General features: G+C 69.0%; 12 protein-coding genes. All 12 read left to right on the forward strand.

Going from position 1 to position 13,260, the window contains the following annotated elements:
• Nucleotide 1 precedes the first annotated feature (1 nt).
• Complete coding sequence (locus D7X99_RS15625) at nt 2–1,126, forward strand: ABC transporter permease (protein WP_121778511.1); 1,125 nt, start codon at nt 2–4, stop codon at nt 1,124–1,126.
• 33 nt (nt 1,127–1,159) lie between these two features.
• Nucleotides 1,160–1,930, forward strand: a complete 771-nt coding sequence (locus D7X99_RS15630) for a hypothetical protein (RefSeq protein ID WP_121778512.1) — start codon at nt 1,160–1,162, stop codon at nt 1,928–1,930.
• Between the two features lie 199 nt (nt 1,931–2,129).
• A complete protein-coding gene (locus D7X99_RS15635) occupies nt 2,130–3,557 on the forward strand; it encodes a hypothetical protein (RefSeq protein ID WP_171805211.1) in 1,428 nt (475 codons plus the stop codon).
• A 332-nt stretch (nt 3,558–3,889) separates the two neighbouring features.
• On the forward strand, nt 3,890–5,275 hold the full coding sequence (locus D7X99_RS15640; protein WP_233613423.1) for a hypothetical protein: 1,386 nt from the start codon (nt 3,890–3,892) through the stop codon (nt 5,273–5,275).
• Nucleotides 5,276–5,342: 67 nt separating this feature from the next.
• Complete coding sequence (locus D7X99_RS15645) at nt 5,343–6,257, forward strand: class I SAM-dependent methyltransferase (RefSeq protein WP_121778515.1); 915 nt, start codon at nt 5,343–5,345, stop codon at nt 6,255–6,257.
• Nucleotides 6,254–6,811, forward strand: coding sequence for a hypothetical protein (locus D7X99_RS15650; RefSeq protein WP_121778516.1), 558 nt, complete (start codon nt 6,254–6,256; stop codon nt 6,809–6,811). The genes D7X99_RS15645 and D7X99_RS15650 overlap by 4 nt, the downstream gene beginning before the upstream one ends.
• Nucleotides 6,812–6,912: 101 nt before the next feature.
• Nucleotides 6,913–7,134, forward strand: coding sequence for a hypothetical protein (locus D7X99_RS15655; RefSeq protein WP_121778517.1), 222 nt, complete (start codon nt 6,913–6,915; stop codon nt 7,132–7,134).
• A 55-nt stretch (nt 7,135–7,189) separates the two neighbouring features.
• Nucleotides 7,190–7,408: a hypothetical protein gene (locus D7X99_RS15660; protein WP_014394285.1), complete on the forward strand. Its 219-nt coding sequence runs from the start codon at nt 7,190–7,192 to the stop codon at nt 7,406–7,408.
• A 51-nt stretch (nt 7,409–7,459) separates the two neighbouring features.
• Complete coding sequence (locus D7X99_RS15665) at nt 7,460–10,444, forward strand: DUF1611 domain-containing protein (RefSeq protein WP_121778518.1); 2,985 nt, start codon at nt 7,460–7,462, stop codon at nt 10,442–10,444.
• Between the two features lie 17 nt (nt 10,445–10,461).
• On the forward strand, nt 10,462–12,246 hold the full coding sequence (locus tag D7X99_RS15670; protein ID WP_158624400.1) for a peptidase domain-containing ABC transporter: 1,785 nt from the start codon (nt 10,462–10,464) through the stop codon (nt 12,244–12,246).
• Between the two features lie 26 nt (nt 12,247–12,272).
• Entirely contained in the window at nt 12,273–12,563 is a 291-nt protein-coding gene (locus D7X99_RS15675) for a hypothetical protein (protein ID WP_120576775.1), read from the forward strand.
• Nucleotides 12,560–13,258 carry a S8/S53 family peptidase gene (locus tag D7X99_RS15680; protein WP_121778519.1) on the forward strand — a complete coding sequence of 233 codons (699 nt, stop codon included), beginning with the start codon at nt 12,560–12,562 and terminating at the stop codon, nt 13,256–13,258. The genes D7X99_RS15675 and D7X99_RS15680 overlap by 4 nt, the downstream gene beginning before the upstream one ends.
• The last annotated feature ends 2 nt before the right edge of the window (nt 13,259–13,260 follow it).

The following is a 13,260-nucleotide window of genomic DNA, read 5'->3' on the forward strand; positions in this document are numbered from 1 at the left end:
AGTGAACTCGCTGCTGAACATCCTGTGGCTCGGGCTCAAGGAGATCCGAAGCCTGCTCAGCGACGCGGTGCTGATCGTGTTCGTCGTCTATGCGTTCACCCTGGCCATCTACGTCCAGGCCACGGGGACCTCCAGCGAGGTGAACAACGCCTCGATTGCCTTTGTCGACGAGGACGGGTCCGCGTTGTCCAAGGAGCTGCTCAACGCGTTCTATCCGCCCCGCTTCAAGTCGCCGGAGGTCATCACCGAGGACGCCATCCAGCCGGACATGGACCGGGGCCGGTTCATGTTCGTCGTGGTGATTCCGCCCCGCTTCGAGCACGACCTGCGCGCGGGGCGCAACCCGGACGTCCAGTTGAACATCGACGCGACCGCCATGCAGCAGGCGGGCATCGGCTCCGGCTACATCAAGAACATCCTCAACGACCGCATCTCCTCGTTCCTCAAGCGCACGGCGGAGACGGGACCGAAGCCCGTCAACCTCATCGTCCGCAAGCTCTTCAACCCCAACGGGGTGTCGTCCTGGTTCAAGAGCGTGGTGGCCATCATCAATCAAATCACCCTGCTGACGGTCGTCCTCACGGGCGCCGCGGTCATCCGGGAACGCGAGCACGGGACGCTGGAGCACCTGCTCGTGATGCCGCTGACCTCGTTCGAGATCGCCATGGCGAAGGTCTGGGCCAACGGACTGGTCATTCTCGTCGCGACCGGGGCTTCGCTGTTCCTGGTCGTGCACCTGGTGCTGAAGGTGCCGTTCGCCGGCTCGGTGATGCTGTGGTTCGTGGGCGTCGTGCTCTACCTGTTCTTCGCCACGGCGCTCGGCATCTTCCTGGGGACCATCTCCCGCTCGATGGCGCAGTTCGCGCTGCTCATCATCCTGGTGGTCCTGGTGCTCATGCTGCTTTCCGGCGGGAGCACGCCCGTGGAGAGCCAGCCGAAGTGGCTGCAATACGTCACGTACCTCCTGCCAGCCCGGCACTTCGTCAGCTTCTCGCAGGTCATCATCTACCGCGGAGGAGGGCTGTGGGCCGTCTGGCGCCAGTTCCTGATGGTGAGCGCGGTGGGCGTGGGCTTCTTCGTCTACAGCCTGGCGCTGTTCCGGAAGTCCATCGCGGTGAGCAAGTAGGGCCGGGCGCGCGGAGGATCTATCCTCCGGTCGATGAGACTGCTCCCCCGACTCCACCTCTTCGAGTTCCTCGACCAGTCGTGGCTACCCGCGCCGCTGCGCCGTGGCGAGGTCGACTACCTGCACGTCGTGCTCGACAAGACGCGCCCCTATGACTCCGTGGCCCCCCAGCTGGCGGATCTGCTGCGCATGTCCGGCACGAACCGCATCATCGACCTGTGCTCGGGAACGGGAGGACCCTGGCGCACCCTGCTCCCGGCGCTGCGCCGTGTGCACAGTGAGGCCGAGGTGGTGCTCACCGACCTCCACCCCACCCCGGTGCCGGAGCTGCCCGAGGGCGCGCGGTACCGCGACACTCCGGTCGACGTCATGCACATCCCGGAGGAGCTCACCGGGTTGCGCACCCTGTTCGAGGGATTGCACCACTTCCGCCCGAAGCAGGCGAAGGCCCTCCTCGCGGACGCCGCCGCGCGCGGCGTCCCCATCGCGGCCTTCGAGCTCACGCAGCGCTCACTGCTGTACGTCCTCTTCCAAATCCTGCTCATCGTGCCCCTGGTGTGGGGCTTCACCCTGCTCATCCGTCCCAGGAGCTGGTGGCGGCTGGTCCTCACCTACCTGGTGCCCATCATCCCCCTGCTCATCCTCTGGGATGGGGTGGTGTCATCGCTGCGGACCTACACACCGGAAGACCTCGAGGAGCTGACGGAGGGCCTCGATAACGACGGGTACAAGTGGCACCACGGCGTTCATCGGGTGAATGGAATGAGCATCACCTACCTCATCGGGCTGCCTCGGCCCCGGTAGGAGTTGAACCCAAGAAAAACGATCAAAATACTCAAAACACTCCTACCTCCTTGGGATGCCTCTTGGAAGGCAAAGCCTCGCAACCCAACCTCCGTCCGCTGTGAACCGGGAAGGAGAGGCGATGCATGTAATTAATTGGAGTGCCCTGCTGTGGTTGGGTCTGGCAGGGGTGGGCTGTGGGGGATTGCAGGGAGATGACGTGGCAGGGGAGCCCGGGGCCCCGCTGGCGGAGGCCGTCCCCGTGGCCACGGTGGAGGACGACTCCCGCGAGGTGACGGCCCAGGCGTGTCCCCCCGGGGTGGCGGCCCGGGTGGCGGCCATCACGCCCCCAGGGTTCTCGGGCTTCATGGGGGAGCTCACGAACGTCCAGGGGACGCTCTACTTCGTCACCTCCGCCTTCGCCACCGGTTCGTTCCTGTGGCGCAGCGACGGCACGGAGATGGGAACCGTCCTGCTGAAGGCGTTTCCGGGCCCCCCCGGCGTCTATCAGCCCCAGAGCCTCGTCGCGGTGGGCAACACGCTCTTCTTCCAGACCCGCACCGACACCACCGGCATGGAGCTCTGGAGCAGTGACGGAACGGCGGGTGGGACCCGGCTGGTCAAGGACATCACTCCCGGCTCGGAAGGCTCCGGGCTGACCCATGCCACGGAGCTCAATGGCCGCCTGGTGTTCTTCCGCTGGGTGCCGCTGCCGGGAGGTGGGGCCAGGCCGGAGCTGTGGCGGTCCGACGGAACGGCCGCCGGCACGCTGCGGGTGCGGAGCTTCACCAGCACCCTGGACCTGGGCAATGACACCTTGAAGGTCGGCAACGCGTTGCTCTTCGTGTTCTCCGAGGACACGGGCACCACGCTGTGGCGCACCGATGGCACGCTGGCCGGGACCACCTCCGTCAAGCGGCTGGACGCGGGGCCCACCTACCTCACGGACGTGAGCCGCCCGGGTGAGCAGCCGTTGTTCATCCTGGAGGACGGCCCCGACTTCGAGGTGTGGAAGACGAATGGCACCGCCGCGGGAACCGTTCGCCTGGAAGCCTTCGGCAGGCGGGTGAACCTGCTCGGGACGCTGGGCGCGAATGTCTATCTGACGTCCGTGGAGAATTCAGACCCGGCCCGGCTGCGCATTGATCGGCTCTCGTTGAACGGCGGTGGCAAGACGAAGGTCATCACCCTGCCCAACCCGTACGCGCCCGGCGAACTCGCGTATCCCGTACTCCAGACGGCGGTGATCTCCGGCATCGACATCTACTTCACCATGGCCATCGAAGCCGACCACCCTGGGCCATTGGAGGTGTCGCTGTGGGCGACGAATGGGACAGCCGCGGGGACCCGCAAGCTCTTCGACAGCCCTGGCCCGGACTACGAGGACCACTCTCCTGTGTTCGCCACCGGCACGGGCCAGGTCCTGTTCGGCGGCACGCCGGAGCAGAGCAGTCCCGCCTTCCCCTACTTCACCCGGGGCTCCGTGGCGACGCAGGGCCGGCTGGCGGACATCCACTTTCCGGACTCGTTCACTCGCGTGGGCAATCGCATCTTCTTCACCGCCGTCAACGGCGCCGACGAGGGCCAGCTGTGGTCCGTGCCGGCCACCTTCAGCTGCCCGCCAGGGCTGACCGGCCCGAGGGAGTAGGCAGGGACGACGCCGGGGCGCAGGAGCAGCCCCGGCGTTGAGGTACACTCCGGCAATCACTCGCTGGACGGCCCCGTACAGCGGCTTCGCCTCGACGGCGGTCCGCCAGCTCGCGACCCGGTCTCGCGACACTCCTACCTCCTTGGGGTGCCCCTTGGAAGGCAAAGCCTCGCAACCCACCCTCCGCGCGTCGTGGACCGGGAGGTGTGGACATGCATGCAAGGAATTGGGGTACCCTGCTGTGGTTGTGTCTGGCAGGGGTGGGCTGTGGGGGATTGCAGGGAGATGAGCTGTCGGGTGGGCCTGGTCCTTCGCCAGCGGAGGCCCTCCCCGTGGCCACGGTGGAGGACGACTCCCGCGAGGTGACCGCCCAGGCGTGCCCTCCTGGGGTGGCGGCCCGGGTGGCGGCCATCACGCCCCCGGGTTCCGCGGGCTTCATGGGGGAGCTCACGAACGTCCAGGGGACGCTCTACTTCGTCACCTCCGCCTTCGACACCGGTTCGTTCCTGTGGCGCAGCGACGGCACGGAGGCGGGAACCGTCCCGCTGAAGGCGTTTCCGGGGCCGCCGGGCGTCTATCAACCCCAGAACCTCGTCGCGGTGGGCAACACGCTCTTCTTCCAGACCCGCACCGACACCACCGGCATGGAGCTCTGGAGCAGTGACGGGACGGCGGGTGGGACCCGGCTGGTCAAGGACATCACGCCCGGATCGGAAGGCTCCGTGATGACCAACGCCACGGAGCTCAATGGCCGCCTGGTGTTCTTCCGCTGGGTGCCACTGCCGGGAGGAAGGGCCGGGCCGGAGCTGTGGCGGTCCGACGGAACGGCCGCCGGCACGCTGCGGGTGCGGAGCTTCACCAGCACCCCGGACCTGGGCAACGACACATTGAAGGTCGGCAACGCGTTGCTCTTCTTCATCTCCGAGGACACGGGCACCACGCTGTGGCGCACCGACGGCACGCGGGCCGGGACCACCTCCGTCAAGCGGCTGGACGCGGGGCCCACCTACCTCACGGACGTGAGCCGCCCGGGTGAGCAGCCGTTGTTCATCCTGGAGGACGGCCCCGACTTCGAGGTGTGGAAGACGAATGGCACCGCCGCGGGAACCGTTCGCCTGGAAGCCTTCGGCAGGCGGGTGAACCTGCTCGGGACGCTGGGGGCGTATGTCTATCTGACGTCCGTGGACAACCCGGTGACGAAGCGGCTTCGCATCGACCGGCTCTCCCTGAGCGGCGGTGGCAAGACGGGGATCACCACCCTGCCCAACCCCTACAGCTCCGACGAGTACGCGTATCCCGCCGTGCGGACAGCCGTGGTCTCCGGCAGCGACATCTACTTCTTCATGAGCATTGGAAGCGACGCCCCCGTGTCCAGGGACGTCTCGCTGTGGGCGACGAATGGAACGGCCGCGGGGACCCGCCAGCTCTTCGACAATCCCAATGTGGAGTACGGGTACCGCTACCCGCTGTTCGCCACCGGCACGGGCCAGGTCCTGTTCGGCGGCGCACCGGACCCCATCGGGCCCGTCTTCCCCTACTTCACCCGGGGCTCCGTGGCGACGCAGGGCCGGCTGGCGGACATCCACTTTCCGGGCTCGTTCACCCGCGTGGGCCATCGCATCTTCTTCACCGCCCTCGATGACGCCGAAGAAGGCCAGCTGTGGTCCGTGCCGGCCAAATTCAGCTGCCCACCAGGACTGACCGGAGCGAGGGAGTAGGCAGGGACGACGCCGGGGCGCCGAGCCGCCCCGGCGTTGCGGTACACTCCGGCGCACACGCGCTGGAATGCCCTCCGACCTGCTCGAAATCTCCGACCTCATCGTCGACTACGACGTCGCGACGCTCCAGCCCCGGCCGGTGTCGCGCGAATCCGTCGTGGCGCGGCTGATGGCCAACGGGCAGCGGTCCGCCGCGCGGTTCGTGCAGCGGCTTCCCGCGTCCAACGACACGCTCGACTTCGAGGCCTGCAGCCTGGCCCTCCTGCGCTCCCACATCGAGCTGCAGCGGCTGAGCGAGGAGTTCCTTCAGGCGGACCGCATCCGCTGCGTGCTGCTGCCCCTGTTGCAGGCGCTGCGCGACTCCGGCGTGAAGCCTCCGCTGCGCATCGTCGATGTCGGCTGCGGGCTCGGCTACGCCGTCCGCTCGCTCGCGGCGCATGGGCGGCTGGGACGCGACGTTGAAATCATCGGCTGTGACATGAATGTGACGCTGATTGAGAACGCCCGGCGGCTCGCGGAAGAGGAATCCCTCTCATGCGAGCTCCGGGTCGCGAACGCGTTCCAGGTGGAGCAGCCCGGACACATCTTCATCTCCACGGGCGTCCTGCATCACTTTCGCGGGAACGACCTGAACGCGTTCTTCGCCGGCCAGCGGCAGGGGCACGCGTTCGTGCACTACGACATCCAGCACTCGGTGCTCTCGCCCTGGGGCTCGTGGATGTTCCACCAGGCCCGCATGCGGGAGCCGCTCGCGCGCCACGATGGCGTGGTCTCCGCGCGGCGCGCCCATCCCACGGAGACGCTGCTGTCGGCGGCCCGGTCGGCCACGGGGTTCACCTGCGCGTCCCTGGATGGGGCCCGCAACCTCCTCGGCGCCATGCTCCGGCCCATGACCGCCACGGTGGGAACGCGCGCGGAGCTGTGGGAACCGCTCCAGCGCCACCTGGGCCCGCTGCGCTCACGGCTGGGTTCCACTTCATGAACGCCGTCCTGCCGGTGCTGCTCGCGCTGCTCGCCATCACCGACGCCGCGTTCTGCGGCTTCCGGGTGGCTGCGGGCCGCGATGCCCGCATCTTCAAGGCCGACTACTACCGGGCCGCCATCCGCCGGGGGATGGGGCGGGGACTCTTCACGACCGCGCTGGTGGGTGCCGGCATCGCCGGGGCCTGCCTGTTCTCATCGGGCCTGTTCCCCCAGCTGCTCGTCTGCGCGCAGGCGATCCTCTGGGTGCTCCTGCCGTACGCGACCCTGACGCTGATGGGCATGGGCGTCTGGGCCGCCGCGGAGGCCGACGTGCGGACGCTCGCGAGCGTGGTGGTCCTGGGGCCGTTCACGCTGCTCCGCCCCTGGGTCATCGCCACGGCGGCCGTCGCCGGAGCGTGGAAGGCTCCGGGGCTCACCGCCGCGCTCGTCACCGTCGCGGCGTGCGGCGTCCAGCTCACGCTCGAACCCTGGCTGAACGCCGGCATGCGGCCCCGGATTCCTGTCGGTGGGTCCGGAGAGACCGTGAAACACAAAGTCACACGTGCTTCCTGACACTTCCGGGGACCCTGCCCTGCCCTGCCTTGCCCGCTCCCCGGTCTCTTCCTAGGATTCAGGGCTCCGCTGATCTCCCCTCATCACCCGGAGTCCTCACCATGCGGTACACGCGCAAGAACGTCAGTGACCTGTTGAACGCGGTGCAGGGCAGCCCGGATGTCCAGGGCTTCGGCACCTCCAACTTCGCCGGCTCCACCTGGAACCTGGTCCCCTCCTTCGGCGGCGGCGCTGTCTGGCAGAACTACTGGACCTACCAGTGGACCTGCGAGGACGGCGGCACCGTCACCGCCGAGGACCGCTCCACGTTCGGCTGCTATTAGCCCGCGGCCCTCGCCTTCCCTTCCGCCGTTCCAACCCGCCACACGGAGGTCCCCGATGCGATTCACGCGCAAGGATGTCTCGGAGCTGCTGGAGCAGGTCAACGGAGGCCCGGACGTCCAGGGCTTCGCCACGTCGAACTTCTCCAGCACCACGTACACGCTCGTCGCATCGGGACCGGGAACGGTCTGGCAGGACCTCTACAACTCGGCCCACCGGCTGTGTTCCGAGGACGGCGCGACGTCCCCCTCCGAGGACTGCGGCGGCGGCGCCTAGCCTCGCGGTTCGCTGTGCTTCCCCCGCTTCCCCCCGTCTCGCGGTCCCCTCATGAACACGCGCCTCACCCTGATCCTCAACACCCACATGCCGCAGGTGTTGGGCGAGGGGTCCCTCTTCGATGAGCCGGAGAACTGGCTCTTCGAAGCGCTGACGGAGACGTACATCCCGCTGTTCCGGATGTTGGAGCGCTGGGACTCCCAGCGCTTCGCCGGCACGCTGGTGATGTCCTTCACCCCGTGCCTCTTCGAGCAGCTCGTCGCCTGCGAGGAGCGCTACACCGGCTACCTCCAGCTGCTGAAGCGCATCGCCACGCGCGAGCTGGAGCGCACGTCGCGGTTGGAGCTCTACAACCGCTACGAGAAGTTCCCCCAATCCCTATCGGACGAGTCGCTCGCGAAGGTCCACCGCACCGCGGGCATGTACCTGCGCCGCGTGGAGGACAGCCTCGCGTTCCTGCGCCAGCACAGCCTGCGGGACGTGTTCGCCTCGCTGGGGCGCTCGCGGGCGTCCAACGTGCAGCTGTGGACGTCCACGCCGCAGCACAACTTCCTGCCCTTCTTCCAGCCCGCCGTCGCGGACCGGCTGGTGGCGCGGGGCGTGGAGTCCTTCCAGGACCTCTTCGGCCGCGAGCCGGACGGCCTCTGGCTGCCCGAGTGCGCCTTCCAGCCGGGGCTGGAGCGCGTGCTCACGCGCCATGGCATCCGCCGCACCGCGCTCAGCCTGACGGGCATTGGCGCGTCCCAGGCCCAGGACCCCAGCGGCGTGTTTCGCCACGAGGACCTGGAGGTGATGGTCCACGACTACCGCATCGGGCTGTACCTGTGGAAGTCGCCCGAGTCCACGTTCCCCGCGCACCCGGTGTACCGCGAGTTCTTCCGGGACGTGGGCTTCGACGTGCGGCCTGAATACTTCGAGGAGATGGGCGTGCCCGTGCCCGCGAACAAGCGGGGGCACATGTGGACGGGCCTCAAGTACCAGGCGGTGACGGGGCAGAAGGTCGACCTGGGCCAGAAGGCGCTCTACGACGTGGACGCAGCCCGCACCCAGGTGAAGCAGCACGTGCGCGAGTTCTGGGAGCTGTTGGACTCGCGCCGCTCGCTCGTCCAGGACGGGCAGACGTTCGTGCTCGCGTTCGACACGGAGCTGTTCGGCCACTGGTGGCACGAAGGCATCGAGTGGCTGGAGGGCGTCATGCAGCCCGCCGCGCCCGTCGAAATCCAGGCCGCCACGCCGCCGCCCACGCCGCCGTCGCTGCCCCGGCTCTACTATTCGACGTGGGGGCGCGACTTCTACAGCGAGCACTGGCTGACGCCGGGCAACGCGTGGATGTACGCGATCATCAAGCTGGTGGAAGCGCAGCTGCCGGAGCCGGTGGACGCGGAGACGCGCGAGACGTGGCGCCGCTTCGAGGTCTTCAGCGGCAGCGACCTGCTCTTCATGATTCCGGATCCGACGCAGCGGGACCGGGCGAGGGCGCTGTTCCTCGCGCGCTACGCGGATGTCGTGTCGCGGCTGAAGGACTTCTCCTCCGAGCTGCTCACGTCCTTCCCGGTGGACCCCTTCAAGTGCGTGCTCATCCAGGTGAGCAAGGCCGACGGGCAGGAGCAGCCGCCGTTCCTGCTGCGCCGGCTGTCGCTGGAGGGCGTGAACACCGGAGCGCGCCGGGAGCTGACGCTGGACGCGGAGGTGCTGGAGGTCGCGGGCCTGCGCGTCGCGTTCCAGTACTTCCTCTTGCACCCGCAGGGCCGCTACGCGCTGCGCGTGGAGGGCTCCGAGCGCGAGCACGTCTTCCAGATGCCGGACTACGGCGTGCCGCTGCTCATCGCGCCGGACACCCGCACCTATCCCAAGTACGACCCGGAGGTGCTGTACCAGAAGCTGGGTGAGATCTGGGAGGGCGACCAGCGGCTGCCCCTCAAGATGAACCCCACGCTGCGCAGCCGCCACATGTACACGCGCGCGCAGGTGATGGAGGTGCTCGCGGGCAAGCGGACCGCCGTCTTCAAGTACAACAAAGAGGGCTACGCGCTCTTGCGCTTCCGCGACCGGAGCCCGGCCCCGGCGTGCGTCGTCTTCGACGACACGGTGACGCTCAGCGACGCGGGCACGTACATCCAGGCGGGTGAGCTGTCCGTGCCCGTGGTGAACGACCCCGCGGCCATCGCGAGCCATGACTTCGACGCGGTGGTCTTCACCTGCTCGCTCAACTTCGAGACGGAGGTCCCGCACGTCCGCGCGCTGCTGGAGGTGGCCACGCGCAGGCGGCTGCCCGTGGTGTCGCTGTACGACGACATCCTCTATTACGACCTCTTCGACGGGCTGGAGCCGGACCCCCACCTCTTCTTCCGCGTAGCCGTGCCGGAGCAGGACGCGCTCGCGAAGCCGGGCCCAGAGGACTACGGGCCGCGCAACCTGCTGGGCGTCTTCGGCACGGACACGGTGCAGGGCAAGTTCACCACGCAGGTCTACCTGCGCGAGGCGCTGGCGAAGCACGTGCGCGTGCGCCACCACGCCACGGAGCCCACGGGCATCCTGCTGGGCTCCGACACGGGCTACTCGCGCGTGCTGCGTGTGGAGCCCCCGCAGCGGCTGGCGTTCGAGCGGCGGATCATGCAGGAGCTCGCGAACGACTGCGACCTGGTCATCACCGGCGGGCAGAACGGCCTGCTCTACGTGCCGGCGAGCATGGACAAACGGGCCAACGCCTCCACGCTCATCTACGAGACGTTCCTGCCGCGCCTGGTGGTGCTGACCGTGGCGGTGGATACGAAGCCGGAAGACGTCATCGCGACGCGCGAATATCTGGAGTCGCTGGCCCGCGAGCACAACGTGCCCTGCACGGTGGTGGGCCTGGCGATGATGGGCGGGCGCAAGCTTTTGGGCAGCCGCTGGACGGAGACGTGGTTCCTGGGCGTCCGGGACGAGGTGCTGGAGGAGGCGCGGCGGAAGATGGAGCAGCACACCGGCCTGCGCGTCCACGCCATTCCGGAGGAAGTGGACGCACTGGCGCGGAGCGTGCTCACGCACCTGTGATGGAAGCGGGCGGCGCGATGCAGGAAGAAGGGGCCCCCGGGCTGCGGCAGTCGGCGCGCTATCTCGCCGCGCTGCTGCGGCTCTTGCGTCCCGCGTGGGGCTCGCTCTTGAGGAGCGCGCTCCTGGGCCCGGTCATCACCGGGCTCTTGCTCATTCCGCCCTTCCTCACGCGGCTGTTGTTCGACCACGTGTCGTCCCCTCGGGACCTGGGGCTTCTGCACGTGCTGGTGCTGAGCATCCTCGCCGCGTCGGTGGCGGCGGCGCTCGTGGAGTCCCTGTTCGGCTACTACTCCGCGTACCTCACGGTGAAGCTGGAGAGCTCCGCCACGCTCTACCTCTTCAACCACCTGCAGCACCTGCCGGACCGCTTCTTCTCCCGGCGTCAGGTGGGTGAGCTCACCAGCCGCTTCGACGACGCGAAGGCGGGCATGGCCCTGGTGCTGGGGTTGATCCGGCTCGTCTTCTCGCAGCTCACCTTCCTGGTCGTCATCCCCTTCACCCTGGCGTCGCTGCACTGGGAGCTGGCGCTGGCGGCCGTGGCCACGCTGCCCTTCGTGGTGGCGGTGCCGCTCGTCATCGGCCGCGCCATGGGGATGGCCTGGCAGGAGGTGATGGGCGTGCACGGCGCCCTCCAGGCGCTCCAGGTGGAGACGCTGCGGCAGAGCCGCACGACGAAGGTGCTGGCGCTGGAGCCGTTCATCTACCAGCGCGCGGCGGGGCTGATGCGGTCCGTGCTGCGGGCGCACCTGCGGGCCCACGGAGTGGAGGGGCTGATGCGGCTGTTCGAGCGCACGGTCGAGGCCGCACAGACGGCGCTGTTCACCTGGCTGGGCTGGCGGCTCATCATCCAGGGGAAGCTGACGCTGGGCGGCTTCGTGGCCTTCGTGGCCTATGCCGCGTACCTGCGCGGGCCGGTCATCGAGGCCATCGGCTTCGTCACCGGCCTGCAGCAGCGAGGGGTCCACCTGCGCCGCTTCTTCGAGTACCTGCACGAGGCGCCGGAGCAGGACCCGGCCCGCTCGCTGACGCCGCCGGCTCCGCTGACCCAGCGGCTCTCTGGCGGGGTGGAGCTGGAGGACGTGTCCTTCGGCTACCTGCCCGGACAGGACGTGCTGCGCGAGGTGAGCGCGCGCATCCGGCCCGGCGCGGTGGTGACCATCGTCGGCTCCAGCGGCTCCGGGAAGACGACGCTCGCGCGGATGCTGACGCGGCTGGAGGAGCCGGGCCGGGGGCGCGTGCTGTTCGACGGGAAGGACGCGCGGACGCTGGAGCTGTCCGACCTGCGCCGGCAGCTCGCGGTGGTGTGGCAGGACGTGGAGCTGTACCACGGCACCGTGCGCGACAACCTCACCCTGGGGCTCCCCGCCGTGAGCGAGGAGGACCTGCGGCAGGCCGTGCGGCTGTGCGCGCTGGAGTCCGTCCTCGCCGCGCTGCCGCAGGGCTTCGACACGCCGGTGGCCGAGGCGGGCGCGAGCCTCTCCGGCGGACAGCGGCAGCGGCTGGCGCTGGCCCGGGCGGTCTTGCGCGACGCGCCCGTGCTGTTGTTGGACGAAGCCACCTCGCAGCTCGACGTGGAGACGGAGTCCGCCATCGTGCGGGCGCTGCTCGCGCGGGCCCGGGAGCGCGGACAGACGGTGGTGTTCATCACGCACCGGCTGGCCAACGCGCCCCTGGCCGACGAGGTGTGGATGCTCGCGGGAGGCCGGCTGGTGGGCCAGGGGCCGCACACGGAGCTGCTCGCGCGCTGCGCGCCGTATCAGCGGCTGTTCCGTGCGGGCATGGGCGAGGCGGACGCCGCCTGACGCGGCGGAAAGGAAAGGTCCCGGTCATGGCGAACGAACTCCCACGCCCCACCGCGCAGCCGCTGCCCTCGCGACTGCCGCTCCTGGAGGACCCGGACCACGCCGGCCTCTTCGTCGTGCGGCGCATTGGCACGCTCACGTTGCTGCTCATTTTGGTGCTGGGCGCGGGGATGGTGCTCGCGGGTTCGCTCGTGCACCTGACCGTGTCCGTTCCGGACGCCGTCCCGCCCCGCACGGAGTCCGTGTCGCTGGGCACCTATGTGTTCCGGCAGCTGAAGCTCTGGAGCCCTTCGCGGCAGGGAGGCACCTCGCCGTGAAGAAGGTGGGCATCATCGACAGCGGCGTGGAGGTGGCCTTCCTGCGCGAGCACGCGATGCACCTCGCGGGAGCGGCCACCTTCTCGCTCGACCTGGACGCGCAGGTGCTGGAGGCGCGCGCCTACGAACGGGAGGAGCTGGTGGCGTGGCGGGACGGCACGGGCACGCTGGACCTGGAGGACACACATGGGCACGGCACCGCCGTCCTGAGCATCCTCTACGACCAGGTCCGTCCCTGGCCGGGCGTGGAGGTCTACGTCGCCCGCGTCCTCGACCAGAACATCCGAGGACACTCGCTGTGCCTCGTGGAGGCGATGGGGTGGATGCTCGACGAGGTGGGCGTGGACGTGCTCAACCTGAGCCTGGGCACGACCCACCGCGCGCTGGAGGCGTCCATGCGGGAGGTCACGGACCGCGCGGCGGCACGGGGCGCCATCATCGCCTCCTCCGCGGGCGGCATGCCCACCCTGCCCGCGCAGCTTGAGTCCGTGGTGTCCGTGGGCGACCCCGCCCTCATGGAGCGCGTGGGCGCGGACGTGAAGGTGGACCACGTCGTGAAGGAGCGGGAGGTGAAGCTCTACATGGGCGGCCACTGGATGCAGGTGCCCATGACGACCAGCTTCGCCTGCGCGGTGGCGGTGGCCGAGGTGCTGCGCGAGGGACCGCCTCCGGGCTGGCGGCGCAAGCCCGGCTGAAG

This window comes from Corallococcus sp. AB032C, from assembly GCF_003668935.1.
GTDB classification, from domain to species: domain Bacteria; phylum Myxococcota; class Myxococcia; order Myxococcales; family Myxococcaceae; genus Corallococcus; species Corallococcus exiguus.

Coding starts and splice junctions, on each gene's coding strand:
- D7X99_RS15630 (WP_121778512.1), top strand. CDS start 1,160: ATGAGACTGCTCCCCCGACTCCACCTCTTCGAGTTCCTCGACCAGTCG.
- D7X99_RS15645 (WP_121778515.1), top strand. CDS start 5,343: ATGCCCTCCGACCTGCTCGAAATCTCCGACCTCATCGTCGACTACGAC.
- D7X99_RS15650 (WP_121778516.1), top strand. CDS start 6,254: ATGAACGCCGTCCTGCCGGTGCTGCTCGCGCTGCTCGCCATCACCGAC.
- D7X99_RS15655 (WP_121778517.1), top strand. CDS start 6,913: ATGCGGTACACGCGCAAGAACGTCAGTGACCTGTTGAACGCGGTGCAG.
- D7X99_RS15660 (WP_014394285.1), top strand. CDS start 7,190: ATGCGATTCACGCGCAAGGATGTCTCGGAGCTGCTGGAGCAGGTCAAC.
- D7X99_RS15665 (WP_121778518.1), top strand. CDS start 7,460: ATGAACACGCGCCTCACCCTGATCCTCAACACCCACATGCCGCAGGTG.
- D7X99_RS15670 (WP_158624400.1), top strand. CDS start 10,462: ATGCAGGAAGAAGGGGCCCCCGGGCTGCGGCAGTCGGCGCGCTATCTC.
- D7X99_RS15675 (WP_120576775.1), top strand. CDS start 12,273: ATGGCGAACGAACTCCCACGCCCCACCGCGCAGCCGCTGCCCTCGCGA.